This window comes from Neorhizobium sp. T6_25, from assembly GCF_002968555.1.
Classification (GTDB): domain Bacteria; phylum Pseudomonadota; class Alphaproteobacteria; order Rhizobiales; family Rhizobiaceae; genus Neorhizobium.
This window is the reverse complement of record NZ_PVBL01000029.1, coordinates 68,046-82,368: the sequence shown is the minus strand read 5'-3', so window position 1 is coordinate 82,368 and position 14,323 is coordinate 68,046. Positions and strand designations below refer to the sequence as shown.

Genomic DNA, 14,323 nt, shown 5'->3' with positions numbered 1-14,323 from the left:
GTGCCGGGCGGGGTATCGCGGTCGAGCTCGGAGCGGCCGGCGCAACCGTTTATGTCACCGGCCGGACCACGCGGGAGAAGCAGTCGGAATATCTGCGGCCGGAGACTATCGAGGATACCGCCGAACTGGTGACGCAAGCCGGCGGCACGGGGATTGCGGTCCCCCTCGATCACCTCGTCTCGGAGGATGTCGCAGCGCTCGTCGAGCGCATCCGCGAGGAGCAGGGGAGGCTGGATATCCTTGTCAACGACATATGGGGCGGCGAACATCTGTTCGAATGGGACAAGCCGGTCTGGGAGCACGACCTCGAAAACGGCCTGCGCATGCTGCGGCTGGCGATCGACACCCACCTGATCACCGCCCATCATGCGCTGAAGCTGATGATCGAGAAGCCGGGTGGCCTGCTGGTCGAGGTCACCGATGGCACGGCGGAATACAATGCCGAGCATTATCGCCTCTCGCCCTTTTACGACCTCGCCAAAACCGCGGTGACGCGCATGGCCTGGGCGCACGGCAAGGATCTGGAGAAGGTCGGCAGCACCTCGGTCTCGATCACGCCGGGCTGGCTGCGCTCCGAGATGATGCTGGATATCTACAGGGTGACCGAGGAGAACTGGCGTGATGCCCTCGTCGCCCAGCCGCATTTCTGCATTTCCGAAACCCCGCGCTTCATCGGCCGGGCGGTGGCAGCGCTTGCCGCCGATCCGGACCGGGCACGCTGGAACGGCCAGTCGCTGTCGAGCGGCGGCCTTGCCAGGGTCTATGAGTTCGACGATGTCGACGGCTCGCGGCCGGATTGCTGGCGCTACCTGAAAGAGGTTCAGGAGCCCGGCAAACCGGCCGATGCCACCGGTTATCGCTGATCAGCCGCCCATCGCCGCTTTGCCCGCTGCCGTTCGCTCGGCCTCGTCGTGCAGGTCGAGCGTGATCAGCGTGCCGTCGCGAACGCCGCGTTTCAGCGCGTCCTTCCGCTCCGGCCCGATCCGGATTTCTTGCCTGTCGAAAAGCGCCTGCAGCCGGCTGCGCGACAGCTGAAGTTCCGCTGCCAGCAGCCGGTCGAGCCGCAGGCCGGTCGGGTAGGGCAGGGCGAGCGTGATCGCGATCCGCCGCCAATCCGCATCGTGGCGCAGCACCGCCTTGCGCATCTCGATGTCGTCGCTTTCCTCGATGCGTCCGGCCCTGGCCTTCAGCGCCTGCGCGTCGAATTCGATGCGGGCCACGAAGTCCGGCGTGCTCGCCTGCATCGCGTCGAGCATGGCAGGATCGATCGCCCGGATGCTCTGCCGCTCGAAGATCGGCCGGTTCCAGGTGCCGTCGCAGGCGATGCATCTGTAGATGAGCCAGGCATCGAGCCGCTTGCCATTGGCATTGAGGCGGATGCGGCCGCTGGAGCGGAACGGTCTCGATAGCCCGCAGCCGCTGCAGGCAAGGATCGGCCGGGGTGGAGTTTTAGGGGTTGCAGTCCATTCAAGATGGAGGATGTCGCACATGCCGTTTTGATCTTCCGGTCAGGAAGTTCATGCGGGAAACGGCACTCAAGAAGCCCTCTTCGGGCGCGCACGGTGTGGCGAAGGTCCGGACTGTGGGGAGCAAGCGTCGGAGGTCTTAGTCGGACGGTTCAGGGCAGCATGAGGCCGCACTGGCACGATCAATGCCAAACCGGTCTCAAGCCGCCACCCCGATGAACAGTGTTCCCACGCGGGCAAGCGTCATCGCTCTTCCACGCATGGGAGGGTGAACCTGTCGAGACCGGGGATTACTTAGGCAAACTGAACCTCAAAGGCCGACGCTCTTCGACTGAAAGGCATAAACGTGCGAAAATCGAAGTCAAGAATTTTTGGACGTCACGCCGCGCCCGTTGTGACCTATATGCCATCCTGGCCTATATGAAATGTAACCAGTCGTTCAGCGAGGATCGAACCATGGACATCAAGCGCAGCGGATCGCAGCCTTCGAAGGCACCGCCACAATATTTCACCGGCACGGTCCGGTTGGATCCGATCGTCGAGGCGCCGGAGCCGGCCCGGGTCCGCGCCCTTTCAGTGACCTTCGAACCGGGAGCGCGCACCGACTGGCACACCCACCCGCTCGGCCAGACGCTGCTCGTCACGGCCGGCGCTGGCCTCGCCCAGGTCTGGGGAGAGCCGGTTCGGGCCATCCGGCCCGGCGACGTGATCTGGTTCCCGCCCGGCGAAAAACACTGGCACGGCGCATCACCGACCACCGCCATGACCCATATCGCCATCCAGGAAGCGCTGAACGGCAGCACCGCGGAATGGCTGGGCGCGGTGACGGACGATCAATATGCAGGCGAGGTCGCGAAAGACTGAGCCCTATTCGACGAGCCGGATTTCCGTGTCCGGTTCGTACCAGCCATGCCGCCGGCGCGACCAGAAGATCGCGGCCGGCGGCGCGAAATCCGGCTCGCCGAAACAGCCGACCGAAACGACGATCCCGTTCTCCAGGACCTCCGCCTCCATATAGACGAGCGTGCCGCAATTCGGGCAGAAGACCTGCTCCATCCACCGGCCCTCGCCGGTGATCCGCCGGAAGCGCCGCCGCTCGCCTTCGTCGGCGACGATTGCCTGCTTGCGATAACGGGCCCGATAGGAAAACGCCGATCCTGTCGCCTTCTGGCATTCGAGGCAGGCGCAGGCATAGACCCGCTCCGGCGCGCCCGCGAGGGTGAGCCGGAAGTTGCCGCAGGAACAGGCGGCGGTGCGGGTGACGGGGACTTCAGTGCCTGTCATGACCTCACCATGAACCGCGCCAGCATCGCGAAACCGTCGTCGTCATGGCCATTTTGCGCCAGGGTGCGAACAAGTGCGGTGCCCATCCGGCCCGCACCGAAAATCCTGTTGTGGTCATCGAGTTGAACTCCAGTATTCGAGATGCCATGTGATACGGCTGCGGATCGGAACGGGTAAATTACGCACCTTCGGGTAAGCGGTTACTCTGCAGTAAGGGGAGAACGGGAATGAAACGCCTGCCGGACGACGATTGCGGTTTTGCGAGCGCCCTCAACGTGATCGGTGGAAAGTGGAAGACCGACATCCTCTGGGAGATCAACATCGAGCCCCGCCGCTTCGGCGAGCTGCGGCGGATCCTCTCAGGCGTCAGCGAAAAGGTGCTCGCCCAGCAGCTTCGCGAGATGGAGGCGGACGGTCTCATCCGCCGCGAAGTGTTTGCGGAGAAGGTGCAGCGGGTCGAATATTCCGCCACCGATTTCGGCCGCAGCCTCAACCACGCTGTGACGGTGATGGCGGAGTGGGGCAAGGCTTATGAAATCCGCATGGCGGAAAAGGCCGAACAGGAGCGTCTTCCCGTTCTGGCGATGCGGGCCTGAGGCTCGAAAAGGTTTCGCGCGTCATTGAACCGAAACGTCTGGCGCGCAAAGATGAGGGCATGATTCCGAACCGGAACCTGAAGGAGCCGCCATGTCAGACGTCACGCGCATTTCCAACCAGTACCTGACCGTCGACATCTCCTCGCTCGGCTCCGAGATGCAGGCGCTGACAGCCGCCGATGGCCGCTCGTTTCTCTGGAATGGCGATGCCGCCTTCTGGAACGGCCGCTCCCCGGTTCTGTTTCCGATGGTCGGCAAGGCGCCGGAAAATCGGATCAGCGTCGAGGGCAAGTCTTACGAGATGGGCCAGCACGGTTTTGCCCGCCGCAGCGAGTTTACGCTCGCCTCGTCGAGCGGGACCATGTGCCGCTACGAGCTCGCCGCATCCGACCCGACACGTGCCGTCTACCCGTTCGAATTCCTGCTGGCGGTGGAGCATTCGCTGGAGGGCCGGACGCTGACGGTCGCGGCCGAAGTCGAGAACCGCGATCAAAAACCGATGCCCTTCGGCCTCGGGTTCCACCCGGCCTTCGCCTGGCCGATTCCCGGCGCGGCGGGCAAGGCCCATGCCATCACCCTCGACAACGCCGCCGAACCGGCTTTGACGCGGCTGGAGGGCGGGTTGGTCAGCCCGGAAAAGCTGCCGTCGCCCTTCAAGGCAGGCAGCCTGACGCTCGACCATGCGATGTTCGAGGCGGATGCGATGATCTTCCCGCAAGGGGCTGGCGATGGGCTGACCTATGCCGCCGAAGGCGGTCCCGCGCTGAAATTTTCCTTCGAGAACCTGCCGAACCTGGCGCTCTGGCAGAAACCCGGCGCCCCCTTCATCTGCATCGAACCCTGGCACGGCACCGCGGCCGAACTCGGCGGCTCGGACGACCTGGCGAAACGCCCCTACGGCGTGGTCCTTGCACCGGGCGAAAAAGCCCGCTTTGCGTTCACGGTGGAGCTGCCGGTCTAGCGCACGGGGTATTCCAGCTTCCCGCGGCCCCGCATTCGGTTTATGACTACCGCCGGTATTCCTGGATGCAGTTGCCGCCCGGGATCATCGTCTACGACAAGGACCCGACCTGACGTCAGGCGGTCCCGCGAGTGCTGTTGGAGGAGAGCATGGCCGCGTCGCTTCGCATAAACCACCTGTCCATCATGGTCCGGGACCTCACCCGCAGCGCCGATTTCTACCAGCGGGTCCTGCGCCTGCCGGAAATCGAGTGCAAGGCCCGCAAGCCCAACATCCGCTGGTTCGGCATCGGCGACAGCCAGTCGATCCACCTGATCGAAGGCGATTTCGGCCAAACCTACGTCACCATGTCGACCCATCTCTGCATCGCCGTGACCGACCTCGACGCCACGGTTGCCCACATCGCCACAACCGGCACGAAATACGGCGATCTGGCCAGAAACGAAGGCAGAATCTACACCCGTGCCGACGGCGTCCGCTCCATCTATCTGCAGGACCCGGACGGCTACTGGCTCGAGATCAGCGACGATTATTGAGAATGAGAAAAGCGCCGGCGGATCACCGGCGCTTCGGGTGTTTTGCTTTACTTCATCGCCTCGAAGTCCATCGCGTGGCCGTTGATGCAGTAGCGCAGGCCGGTCGGCGGCGGGCCGTCGGGGAAGACGTGGCCGAGATGGCCACCGCAATTGCTGCAACGGACTTCGGTGCGCACCATGCCGTGCGACACGTCGCGGATTTCGGTGATCGCTTCCGGATTCACCGCCTCGAAATAGCTCGGCCAGCCGCAGCCGGAATCAAACTTGGTATCGGAGACGAACAGCGGCTCGTGGCAGGCGGCGCAGCTGTAGAGACCCTTTTCATGGCTGTTCCAGAAAGGCCCGGTAAAGGCGCGTTCGGTGCCGGCCTGACGCAGGATGCGGTATTGCTCGGGCGTCAAGATCTCGCGCCATTCCGCATCGGTCTTCTGGATTTTCGGGGTGATCACATCGGACATCGCAAGGTTCCTTTCGTTTCCCCATAGATAGGCATCGAGGCGGCGAAGGAAAAGTCCGCGATTGAGTTGCTAGATTTCCTCGGGAATTTACTTGGCGGGATTTTTTCCGGGGCGCCAGCGAAGTCGCGGGGGCTCCGCTGGGTGGAGCGGGCCTTTGCCTTCGCAGTGATAGCATTGGCCGCTCTGGTAATTTACCGGATCTACACGGAGCTATGACCGCAATTGGCGCATTGTTGCCCTAGCATCCGGCCGTAACGCTGGTTTCCGCTAGTCTGCTTCTGGTGTCACATCTTCGAAAGCGGACGCGATGTTCCAATCTATCGCCGCACATTGACGAGCAGATTTTTCACCACAATAAGGTCAAACCGAAAAAATGTGGTAAGCGCCACGCGAATAACAGCAGGAGAGTGGCAGTGACTGAACCGACCGTAGCAGATGCAACAGGCCGCATTTATGAATCGCTCCAGGCGAACAACGCCGACATCGACGTGCATATCGCGGCTCTCAAGGCGGCGTTGACCCGGGCGGGTTTGAAGGAAGCCGTGTTCGACCCGGCTAAGCTCGTGCAGAACAACCGTTCAGGCAGAAAGCTGATGCAGGCCTACTTTCGGCAGCGCGGCGTGACGGTGAAGTTCTCGGCTGAGTGACATCAGACTCCTCGGACGCGACTTAAGAAGCCGCATCCGTTCCGGGGTGTGACGCCTGCGCTAGTGAGCTGTCGGAACCGGCCCTCATCCCAGCCACGCAGCTGCGCCCGATCTAACCTACCAGTCACAATGACAGACATTATCACGGGGGTATTCACTGCCGTTCTTGCTCCGTGAACAGATTGGCTTGAATTAACGGAATAGTACGTTTATTAATTTGGGCAGGGAGGAGAAGCGCGAGCTTCTCAAAGCAACGCCTGGATACACGGATCGGCAGACCCGCCGAACGTTGACGTGTGTCTTGTTCTCTTCTCGAAAGCAGCAATAGGAGGAGGAGCCTATGCTTTCAGCAATCGCGTCCAGAGGTGAGGCGCGCTTCGGTGACAACCAATGTGAGCAAGCAGTTTCAGCCGCGTTATCGGACAGGGAGATCAGATAATGAAACGCCTAAAGAATTCCGCAAAAGCCGCCTTATTGGTAGTGTCCGCTCTTTTATGGGCAAGCTCGCCAAGCTTCGCGCAGACGAAACCCGCAGTGCAGACGACGGGAAAAGAGCGCCCCGAATCCATCATCTATATCGGCAATAGTTTCTTTTACTTCAACAACGGGATAAGCGGGTTTATCTCCAGAATCCTCGCAGCGGCTGACCCTGAATACAAGCTACGCTCGGCTCAGGTGACAATAAGCGGCTCTGGTTTCGATTGGCACGATGTCGGCTCGTACTTCCGGCCCAACGCGGTGGGACGTTACACGATCGACAGCAAAAACGTCGTAACCTTCAACAATCCGGAGCGCCTGTTCGACCTGGCGATCATGATGGATTGCAGCCAGTGCCCGGTTCATCCGCAGTTGAAGGACATATTCTACGAATATGCGAAGAAGCACTCCGAGACCGTAAGAAAGAACGGCGCAGAGCCAGTTTTCTTTATGTCGTGGGCTTATCTCGACAAACCGGAGATGACCGAACAACTGGCCGAAGCCTACACCCGCATCGGAAATGAAAACAAAGCTCTGGTTATTCCTGCAGGATTGGCATTTGCCAGATCGGTCAAAGAGCGCCCTGATATCAGTCTGTACACGGCCGACAAGCGGCATCCGACGGCGGCGGGGTCATATCTGGCTGCTTTGACGACCTACGCGGCAATCTTCAAGAAAAACCCGGTGGGTCTCAGTTACACAGCTGGTTTCGATGAAGAAGTAGCGAAATTCTTGCAAACCACCGCATGGGAGACGGTGAGTGAGTACTTGAAACCCTGACCGCGGGGATCATGCGCTCTCTTGAGCGGTATGTACCAAGATCAAGTCGGGGGCCAGGCTCATTTGCTGGCCCCCAGTTTGTTTCTGACCCGGGTCGACCATCGGTGCTGGCACTGCATGAGGCCATCGCCGCTCATGGCGCGAAGCTGCCCCCTTAAGCGCTGGCGGCCTTTGCCATCGAACTCCCGAAAACGCGCGTTTCTGTGTGTTTCCTCCGGTTCCGCTTGAGGCGGGGCCAGGTTTCCCATAGAAAATCACCTGCCTCCGAACGGTCGGGCGGTGTGGGGCTTCTGAAGCGTGGAGATGACATGGCTGCCAATGCGCCGGCGTTGACGTTCTTCGCACTCTTCCTTCCCTTCCTCGCTTCCGTTCTGGCGCCCGTCCTCACCCGGCTTCTGGGCGACAAGGCCGCCTTCGTCCTGGCGCTGGCCCCGGCACTCGCGTTTGCGCATTTCTGCACCTTCCTGCCCGAAATCGCCGCCGGCGAGGTGGTGACCGGGGGCTATGCCTGGGCGCCGAGCTTCAACCTTTCCTTCTCCTGGTTCCTCGACGGCCTGTCGCTCATCTTCGCGCTGCTCATCACCGGCATCGGCACCCTGATCGTCGTTTATTCCGGCGGCTACATGAAGAGGCATGAGGGGCAGGGGCGCTTCATGGCCTTCATCCTCGCCTTCATGGGCGCCATGCTCGGCCTTGTCGTCTCCGACAGTTTTCTGATGCTGTTCGTCTATTGGGAGCTGACCTCGATCACCTCCTTCCTGCTGATCGGCTTCGATCACGAGCGGGAGGCGGCGCGGCGCGCGGCGCTTCAGGCGCTGGTGGTAACCGGCGGCGGCGGGCTCTGCCTGCTCGCCGGCCTGGTCTTCCTCTGGAACATTACCGGCGTCACCCAGCTTTCGCTGCTCGTGCACCTGGGCGACGGGCTGCGCCAGAGCCCGTTCTATCTCGCCACCCTGCTGCTGGTGCTTGCCGGCGCCTTCACCAAGTCGGCGCAGTTTCCGTTCCATTTCTGGCTGCCCAACGCCATGGAAGCGCCGACGCCTGTCTCGGCCTACCTGCATTCGGCGACAATGGTGAAGGCCGGCGTCTATCTGCTGATGCGGCTGAACCCGGTCATGGGGGATACGCCCGCCTGGGTGATCCTGCTGCCCTTCTTCGGCGGCATCACCCTGATTGCCGGCACCTTCCTCGCCGTCCGCCAGACGGACCTGAAGCTGATGCTCGCCTATACGACCATGGCCTCGCTCGGTCTCCTGGTCATGCTGACCGGTTTCGGTTCGGCTCATGCGGTCGAGGCGGCGGTGCTTTATCTCGTCGCCCATTCGCTGTTCAAGGGCGCGCTGTTCATGGTCGCCGGTACGGTGGATCATGAGGCTGGCACCCGCGACGTCACCAAGCTCGGGGGCTTGCGCGCCGCCATGCCGGTCACCTTCGGCGCGGCGCTTTTGGCGGCGCTTTCGATGGGCGGCCTGCCGCTGTTTTTCGGTTTCCTCGCCAAGGAGGAGATCTATGCAGCACTCGCCGCCGGCAATCCGCGCGCCGTGTTTTTCACGGGCCTTGCCGTCATCGGCAATGCGCTGATGTTCGCGATTGGCTTTGCCGTGGCGCTGAAACCCTTCCTTGGTCCCCATGTCGAGACGCCGAAACATGCCCACGAAGGACCAATGACGCTCTGGCTGGGCCCGGTGGTTCTGTCCGTGCTCGGCCTGGCTGCCGCGCTCTTTTCCGGCCTGGCCCATCGTTACATCTCCTCGCCGATGGCAAGCGCGGTCACCGACGAGAAGATCGTCATCGACATTTCGACCGTGCCGCATCTGGGCGTGCCGCTGCTTCTGTCGGTGATCACCGTGTTGCTCGGCGCGCTCGCCTTCTGGCGGCTGACGAACCTTCGGGCCTTCATGGTGCGGGCGGTGGAAAGCCTTGGCCCCGGCCCGGACCGTGGTTTCGATCATATCGTCTCCGGCCTGGTGCGGCTCTCGGCCGCCGTCACCCGTCTCGTCCAGCCGGGCCGGCTGGAGATCTACATCACCGCCACCTTCATCCTGCTGGCCGTGACGCTGCTCGTCCCGCCCTTCCTGTTCGGCGAACTGCCGGCAATGCCCGCCTGGCCGGAGCAATTGCTGGTCCAGGAAGCGGCGTTCTTCGCAATCGCGGTGATCGGCCTCATCGCCGTGCTGCGCGCAAAGGACCGGCTGACGGCGATCGTTTCGCTCGGCATCCAGGGTTTTGCCGTCGCCGTCATCTTCCTGCTGTTCGGCGCGCCGGACCTGTCGTTCACCCAGTTCATGGTCGAGACGCTGTCGGTCGTCATCCTGGCGCTGGTGATGACCCGGCTGCGGCTCACCCCGCGGGATCATCGGCCCCTGGGACAGTCGCTCTTCGACGGCATGGTCGCGGTCGCCTGCGGCCTCGGTTTCACGCTGCTGCTTTTGAAGTCGACGCAGGCACCGTTCGACACCGTGCTCACCGATTTCTTCAACACCTATTCCAAGACCGTCGCCCACGGCGCCAACGTCGTCAACGTCATCATCGTCGACTTCCGCGGCACGGATACGCTGGGCGAGATCGCGGTGGTGATGGTGACCGCGCTCGCGGTCCTGGCACTGATCCGGGTGAGGGCGGGTAAACGCGCCGGATCGGAGGAGGGGCGATGAGGATGATCTCCGCAGCTTACCCCCCTCTGCCCTGCCGGGCATCTCCCCCTCAAGGGGGGAGATCGAATCGCGGTGAGATTTCGGCCATCTCAAACGTTGCGGTTGGAGCGATGCTTGTGCCCCCAGCCGATCTCCCCACCCGAGGGGGAGATGCCCGGCGGGGCAGAGGGGGGCTGGCAGGGTTCGACCTGCAAGGAGAACGGACCTTGTTCAACCTGCAAGAGGTGGTGGCAGCCAACGGGCGAGGTGCTCATCCATGAACACTCTCATCCTGCGCACCGTCGCCCCCTCTCTGACCGCGTTGATGCTGCTGTTCTCCGTCTTCGTCCTGCTGCGCGGCCATAACGAACCTGGTGGCGGGTTCATCGGCGGGTTGATCGCGGCCTCGGCGCTGGCGATCTACGGCATCGCCTTCGGTGTGCCTTCGGTTCGCCGCGCGATCCGGTTTCACCCGATGGCGATCGCCGGCTTCGGCCTGCTGCTCGCCACCCTTTCCGGCGCGCTGTCCATCTTCTTCGGCGTGCCGTTCATGACCGGGCTCTGGGTCTATCCGGTGATTTTCGACGTCGAGCTGCCGCTCTCGACGGTGATGTCCTTCGATATCGGCGTCTATCTGGTCGTGGTCGGGGCAATCACCTCGATCGCGCTGGCGCTCGAACAGGAGCCGGGTTCCGAGGTGGAGGGGGAGGGCTGATGGAAGCGCTGTTTTCGGTCCTGATCGGCCTGTTCTTTGCGGGCGCCATCTACCTCATCCTGTCGAAATCCACCGTGCGCATCCTCCTCGGCGTGGTGCTGCTCGGCAACGCGGTCAACCTGCTGCTCTTCACCGCCGGCCGGCTCACCCGCGAAGTGCCGCCGATCATCCCGGCCGGCATGGACACGCTGTCGCCAGGCGCCGCCAATCCCCTGCCGCAGGCGCTGATCCTGACGGCGATCGTCATCTCGTTTTCCTTCTTCGCCTTCCTCCTGGTGCTGACCTACCGCGCCTACCAGGAGCTCGGCACCGACGATACCGACGAGATGCGGCTCGCCGAACCGCGGCAAGAACCACTCCCGCCGCTGGGATATTGAGAGGATGGTTTTGCAGGTTGTCATGTTCTTTCCCGCCACCGGCTTTGGATACCGCGGCACCCCCCTCTGCCCTGCCGGGCATCTCCCCCTCAAGGGGGGAGATCGAATCGTGGCGGCGCCCTGCCCAGATCGTGACAAGCGGTTGAGTGAGACACAGTGCATATCGTTTGACAGGGGCTTGCGTTTGCCCCGGTCCAATAGGCAACGGGGAGCTGGCCTCTGGCCGATCTCCCCCCTTGAGGGGGAGATGCCCGGTAGGGCAGAGGGGGGTATTCCGACTTCGACGATATCCGTCCGGGCTCAACCGACAGCGGCGATATTCGCCGACAGTCCACCCGGAGGCATCCACTGATGGCCTCTCCTTCCGTCGATCTCTCCGCAGCGCTGATCCTTGCCGCCCCGCCGCTTGCCGATTGGCTGGTCGTTCTCCCCGTCGCGCTGATGATCGGCCTCGGTGCCGTCCTGATGATGGTGCGCAAGTCCGTCCGCCTGCATGGCGGCATCGCGATTGCCGGGTTGGCGCTGCTCGTCCTCCTCGATGCCGCTCTGCTCTGGCGCGTCTCGGTCCATGGCCCGGTCACCATGGTGATGGGTCGCTGGCTGCCGCCCTTCGGCATCGCTTTTACCGCCGACCTTTTCGGCGCGGTCATGGCGCTCGCGGCGGCCGTCGTCGCACTTGCCGCCGGCATATTCGCGCTCGCCGATATCGACGCGAGCGGCCGGCGCTACGGCTTCTACCCGTTCCTGATGCTGCTGATGGCCGGCGTCACGGGTGCTTTCCTGACCGGCGACATCTTCAACCTCTATGTCTGGTTCGAGGTCCTGCTGATCTCGTCCTTCGGCCTCCTGATCCTCGGCTCCGAGCCGGAGCAGATCGACGGGGCGCTGAAATACGCCGTCCTCAACCTGATCGGCACGACGCTGTTCCTGATCGCGGTCGGTTACCTCTATGCGATCTTCGGCACGCTCAACATGGCCGATATCGCCCGCAAGGCGGCAGGCCTGCGCGAGACCGCACCGCTGACGACGCTGACGGCACTGTTCATCCTGGCGTTTGCGATGAAGGCCGCCGCCTTTCCGGTGAATTTCTGGCTGCCGGCCTCCTATCACACGCCGCGCGTGGTCGTGTCGGCGCTGTTCGGCGGGCTGCTCACCAAGGTCGGCATCTATTCGCTGATCCGCGTCACGGTCATGCTCTTCCCCGTCGAGCGCGAGGCGTTGAGCCTGATCGTCGCCATCTCGGCGGCGCTCACCATGCTGGTCGGCGCGCTCGGCGCCCTGGCGCAGAACGATATCCGCCGGCTCGTCGGTTACGTGGTCATCGCCGGCATCGGCAACATGATGGCGGGCGTCGCGATCGGCACGCCGGCAGCCGTCAGCGGCGCCATCCTCTATGCGCTGCATTCGGTGGTGACCATGACGGCGCTTTATCTGGTGTCGGGGGAAGCCGGCCGGCTCGGCGGCACCTGGGCGCTCTCGGGCCTCGGCGGACTTTACCGGAAGGCGCCGTGGTTCTCGGGCGCCAGCTTCCTGCTGTTCCTCGCCGCTTCCGGCCTGCCGCCGCTCTCCGGCCTGTGGCCCAAGGTGGCGCTCCTGAAAGCCTCGCTCGATATCGGCGCCTGGTGGCTGGCGGCGGCGATCCTCCTTTCCGCCTTCCTGGTCACGCTGGCGCTCGCCCGCGTCTTCCTGCTTGCCTTTTGGCGGCCACAGCCCGACCCTGTTCCCGAGGCCGCCGCTCCGGCCGGCTCGTCCGCCGACTGGCGTATCGTCCTGCCGCTCGGCTGCCTGACGGCGCTCGTCGTTCTATTCGGCCTGCTGCCGGAACCGCTGCTCGATCTGGCCCAGAGGGCGGCGGAGGGGCTCGGCGAGCCCGCGGCCTATATCCAGTCGGTCTTCCCGGGAGGGACAGCGCGATGATCACCTATATCCTGTCACTGGTCTTTGCCGTCGTCTGGGTCGCGGTCACCGGCAGCGCCACGCTGCATAACCTGATCTTCGGTTTTGCGCTGTCGACGCTGGTGCTCTGGATCGTCCGCGACGAGATGGGCGCCCGCGGTTACTGGCGGCGGCTCGGCCGCATCCTGTCGCTGCTTGCCCTGTTCCTGAAGGAGCTGGCGCTGTCGGCCTGGAAGGTGGCGGTGCTGGTCGTCAGCCCGCGCATGGACCTGAAGCCCGGCATCTTTGCCTTTCCGCTGACCGTCACCCGCGATTTCGAGATCACGCTGCTTGCCAACCTCATCACGCTGACGCCCGGCACGCTGTCGGTCGACGTCTCCGAGGACCGCAAGACGCTGTTCGTCCACGCGATCGACTGTTCCGATGTCGAAGCCACGAAACGCGACATCGCCAACGGCTTCGAGCGCAAGATCATGGAGGCGTTCCGATGACGACGGCTGAAATGATCATCTCCTATGCGGTCTGGTTGGCGCTGGTGGTGCTCTGTGTCTCCTTCCTGCTCACCGTCTGGCGGGTGATCAAGGGGCCGACGCTTCCAGACCGGGTCGTGGCGCTCGACATGCTGACCGGCATCGTCATCGGCTTCATCGCGCTGATCGCCATCCGCACCGGCTTCACGCTCTATATCGATATCGCCATCTCGCTCGGCCTCGTCGGCTTCCTCGCGACCGTGGCTTTTGCGCGGTTCATCCTGTCGCGCGGCAACAGGGAGGCGCCGAAGGGGGACATGATGAAGACGTTCACGACGTCGGTACCCGAACCGCGGCGCAAATCCGCGGCAAGGCGCCCATCCGGCACCGGGCCGGCCGTCCGGCGGAAGGCGAAGAAATGATGGACATTCTGTTGGCCGCGATAACCGCTCTTCTGATCCTTGGCGGCGCCGGGTTCGCGCTGGTGGCGGCGATCGGCCTCAATCGTCTGCCGGACCTTTATACCCGCATGCACGCCGCATCCAAGGCGGGCACGGTCGGCTCCGGGCTCCTGTTGCTTGCGGTCGGCGTCCATGCGGGCGACCTGCCGACTTTTGCAAGAGCGCTTGCCGGCTTCTTCTTCTTCGTGCTAACGGCGCCGATTTCGGCGCACCTGCTCGCTATGGCAGCGCACAAGGTTGGGTATCCACTTTGCGCTGAGTCCGTCCGGGATGAAATGAAGGATTACCATAAGCGAATATAATCCTTTCCGGACCGAGTTATAACCCTGTCGCGACTGAGCAAATGCCCATCTATTCATCAGTAAAGCCGATGTAGGGGCGATATAGGCGGCAGAAAGGCTGGTAACCGGCAAAATTCGCACTTGGAGATGAAGCGAAGCAGTGGTACTTCATTACAAGTAGAGTGCAGATGTTGTTCTAGATTAGGCGTTCCCTCGTCATTTTGGTGAGTCGACAAGTTCTTCCGATGAGGAACGATAACGCCGTTCACACGCAAGGGAAGGTTT

Annotated in this window: 17 protein-coding genes; 14 read left to right on the top strand and 3 right to left on the bottom strand. The window is 63.0% G+C overall.

Going from position 1 to position 14,323, the window contains the following annotated elements:
- Positions 1-863 (top strand): SDR family oxidoreductase (locus tag C5L10_RS28220; RefSeq protein ID WP_105432364.1); only part of this gene is annotated, 863 nt, incomplete at its 5' end.
- Here C5L10_RS28220 and C5L10_RS28215 read toward each other — a convergent pair.
- Positions 864-1,490: a DUF1062 domain-containing protein gene (locus C5L10_RS28215; protein ID WP_105432363.1), complete on the bottom strand. Its 627-nt coding sequence runs from the start codon at positions 1,488-1,490 to the stop codon at positions 864-866.
- A gap of 432 nt (positions 1,491-1,922) precedes the next feature.
- On the opposite strand from C5L10_RS28215, the gene C5L10_RS28210 reads away from it, so the two are divergent.
- Positions 1,923-2,330 (top strand): cupin domain-containing protein, encoded by a 408-nt coding sequence (locus C5L10_RS28210; RefSeq protein ID WP_038584852.1) that lies wholly within the window; start codon positions 1,923-1,925, stop codon positions 2,328-2,330.
- Between the two features lie 3 nt (positions 2,331-2,333).
- On the opposite strand, the gene C5L10_RS28205 is transcribed toward C5L10_RS28210, so the two are convergent.
- On the bottom strand, positions 2,334-2,750 hold the full coding sequence (locus C5L10_RS28205) for a GFA family protein (RefSeq protein ID WP_105432362.1): 417 nt from the start codon (positions 2,748-2,750) through the stop codon (positions 2,334-2,336).
- 227 nt (positions 2,751-2,977) lie between these two features.
- Here C5L10_RS28205 and C5L10_RS28200 point away from each other — a divergent pair, with 227 nt between their 5' ends.
- The 3 genes from C5L10_RS28200 (at position 2,978) to C5L10_RS28190 (ending at position 4,843) form a co-directional block, all read left to right on the top strand.
- Complete coding sequence (locus tag C5L10_RS28200; RefSeq protein WP_105432361.1) at positions 2,978-3,346, top strand: helix-turn-helix domain-containing protein; 369 nt, start codon at positions 2,978-2,980, stop codon at positions 3,344-3,346.
- 91 nt (positions 3,347-3,437) lie between these two features.
- Positions 3,438-4,307 carry an aldose 1-epimerase family protein gene (locus C5L10_RS28195; protein ID WP_105432360.1) on the top strand — a complete coding sequence of 290 codons (870 nt, stop codon included), beginning with the start codon at positions 3,438-3,440 and terminating at the stop codon, positions 4,305-4,307.
- A gap of 149 nt (positions 4,308-4,456) precedes the next feature.
- Positions 4,457-4,843: a VOC family protein gene (locus C5L10_RS28190; RefSeq protein ID WP_105432359.1), complete on the top strand. Its 387-nt coding sequence runs from the start codon at positions 4,457-4,459 to the stop codon at positions 4,841-4,843.
- 47 nt (positions 4,844-4,890) lie between these two features.
- Here C5L10_RS28190 and msrB read toward each other — a convergent pair whose 3' ends face one another.
- On the bottom strand, positions 4,891-5,301 hold the full coding sequence (msrB, locus tag C5L10_RS28185; protein WP_105432358.1) for a peptide-methionine (R)-S-oxide reductase MsrB: 411 nt from the start codon (positions 5,299-5,301) through the stop codon (positions 4,891-4,893).
- A 413-nt stretch (positions 5,302-5,714) separates the two neighbouring features.
- Here msrB and C5L10_RS28180 point away from each other — a divergent pair, with 413 nt between their 5' ends.
- From C5L10_RS28180 to mnhG, 9 genes are all read left to right on the top strand, one after another.
- The gene (locus C5L10_RS28180) at positions 5,715-5,948 is read left to right on the top strand and encodes a hypothetical protein (protein WP_105432357.1); all 234 of its coding nucleotides are present in this window, start codon (positions 5,715-5,717) and stop codon (positions 5,946-5,948) included.
- Between the two features lie 438 nt (positions 5,949-6,386).
- Positions 6,387-7,205 carry a hypothetical protein gene (locus C5L10_RS28175; protein WP_105432356.1) on the top strand — a complete coding sequence of 273 codons (819 nt, stop codon included), beginning with the start codon at positions 6,387-6,389 and terminating at the stop codon, positions 7,203-7,205.
- A gap of 308 nt (positions 7,206-7,513) precedes the next feature.
- On the top strand, positions 7,514-9,859 hold the full coding sequence (locus tag C5L10_RS28165) for a putative monovalent cation/H+ antiporter subunit A (protein ID WP_105432355.1): 2,346 nt from the start codon (positions 7,514-7,516) through the stop codon (positions 9,857-9,859).
- Between the two features lie 256 nt (positions 9,860-10,115).
- Positions 10,116-10,553: a Na+/H+ antiporter subunit B gene (locus C5L10_RS28155; protein ID WP_105432354.1), complete on the top strand. Its 438-nt coding sequence runs from the start codon at positions 10,116-10,118 to the stop codon at positions 10,551-10,553.
- Positions 10,553-10,930 (top strand): Na+/H+ antiporter subunit C, encoded by a 378-nt coding sequence (locus C5L10_RS28150; protein WP_105432353.1) that lies wholly within the window; start codon positions 10,553-10,555, stop codon positions 10,928-10,930. Before C5L10_RS28155 ends, C5L10_RS28150 begins: the two co-directional genes overlap by 1 nt.
- A gap of 351 nt (positions 10,931-11,281) precedes the next feature.
- Positions 11,282-12,847, top strand: coding sequence for a Na+/H+ antiporter subunit D (locus tag C5L10_RS28140; protein ID WP_105432352.1), 1,566 nt, complete (start codon positions 11,282-11,284; stop codon positions 12,845-12,847).
- Positions 12,844-13,317, top strand: a complete 474-nt coding sequence (locus tag C5L10_RS28135) for a Na+/H+ antiporter subunit E (RefSeq protein WP_105432351.1) — start codon at positions 12,844-12,846, stop codon at positions 13,315-13,317. Before C5L10_RS28140 ends, C5L10_RS28135 begins: the two co-directional genes overlap by 4 nt.
- Positions 13,314-13,718 (top strand): cation:proton antiporter, encoded by a 405-nt coding sequence (locus C5L10_RS28130; RefSeq protein WP_105432350.1) that lies wholly within the window; start codon positions 13,314-13,316, stop codon positions 13,716-13,718. The genes C5L10_RS28135 and C5L10_RS28130 overlap by 4 nt, the downstream gene beginning before the upstream one ends.
- Positions 13,715-14,059: a monovalent cation/H(+) antiporter subunit G gene (gene mnhG / locus C5L10_RS28125; protein ID WP_105432349.1), complete on the top strand. Its 345-nt coding sequence runs from the start codon at positions 13,715-13,717 to the stop codon at positions 14,057-14,059. Before C5L10_RS28130 ends, mnhG begins: the two co-directional genes overlap by 4 nt.
- Positions 14,060-14,323: the final 264 nt, after the last annotated feature.

What these genes read in the sequence shown, in the direction of transcription:
- C5L10_RS28215 (WP_105432363.1), bottom strand. Translation starts at nt 1,490, where the DNA reads ATGTGCGACATCCTCCATCTTGAATGGACTGCAACCCCTAAAACTCCA.
- C5L10_RS28210 (WP_038584852.1), top strand. Translation starts at nt 1,923, where the DNA reads ATGGACATCAAGCGCAGCGGATCGCAGCCTTCGAAGGCACCGCCACAA.
- C5L10_RS28205 (WP_105432362.1), bottom strand. Translation starts at nt 2,750, where the DNA reads ATGACAGGCACTGAAGTCCCCGTCACCCGCACCGCCGCCTGTTCCTGC.
- C5L10_RS28200 (WP_105432361.1), top strand. Translation starts at nt 2,978, where the DNA reads ATGAAACGCCTGCCGGACGACGATTGCGGTTTTGCGAGCGCCCTCAAC.
- C5L10_RS28195 (WP_105432360.1), top strand. Translation starts at nt 3,438, where the DNA reads ATGTCAGACGTCACGCGCATTTCCAACCAGTACCTGACCGTCGACATC.
- C5L10_RS28190 (WP_105432359.1), top strand. Translation starts at nt 4,457, where the DNA reads ATGGCCGCGTCGCTTCGCATAAACCACCTGTCCATCATGGTCCGGGAC.
- msrB (WP_105432358.1), bottom strand. Translation starts at nt 5,301, where the DNA reads ATGTCCGATGTGATCACCCCGAAAATCCAGAAGACCGATGCGGAATGG.
- C5L10_RS28175 (WP_105432356.1), top strand. Translation starts at nt 6,387, where the DNA reads ATGAAACGCCTAAAGAATTCCGCAAAAGCCGCCTTATTGGTAGTGTCC.
- C5L10_RS28165 (WP_105432355.1), top strand. Translation starts at nt 7,514, where the DNA reads ATGGCTGCCAATGCGCCGGCGTTGACGTTCTTCGCACTCTTCCTTCCC.
- C5L10_RS28155 (WP_105432354.1), top strand. Translation starts at nt 10,116, where the DNA reads ATGAACACTCTCATCCTGCGCACCGTCGCCCCCTCTCTGACCGCGTTG.
- C5L10_RS28150 (WP_105432353.1), top strand. Translation starts at nt 10,553, where the DNA reads ATGGAAGCGCTGTTTTCGGTCCTGATCGGCCTGTTCTTTGCGGGCGCC.
- C5L10_RS28140 (WP_105432352.1), top strand. Translation starts at nt 11,282, where the DNA reads ATGGCCTCTCCTTCCGTCGATCTCTCCGCAGCGCTGATCCTTGCCGCC.
- C5L10_RS28135 (WP_105432351.1), top strand. Translation starts at nt 12,844, where the DNA reads ATGATCACCTATATCCTGTCACTGGTCTTTGCCGTCGTCTGGGTCGCG.
- C5L10_RS28130 (WP_105432350.1), top strand. Translation starts at nt 13,314, where the DNA reads ATGACGACGGCTGAAATGATCATCTCCTATGCGGTCTGGTTGGCGCTG.
- mnhG (WP_105432349.1), top strand. Translation starts at nt 13,715, where the DNA reads ATGATGGACATTCTGTTGGCCGCGATAACCGCTCTTCTGATCCTTGGC.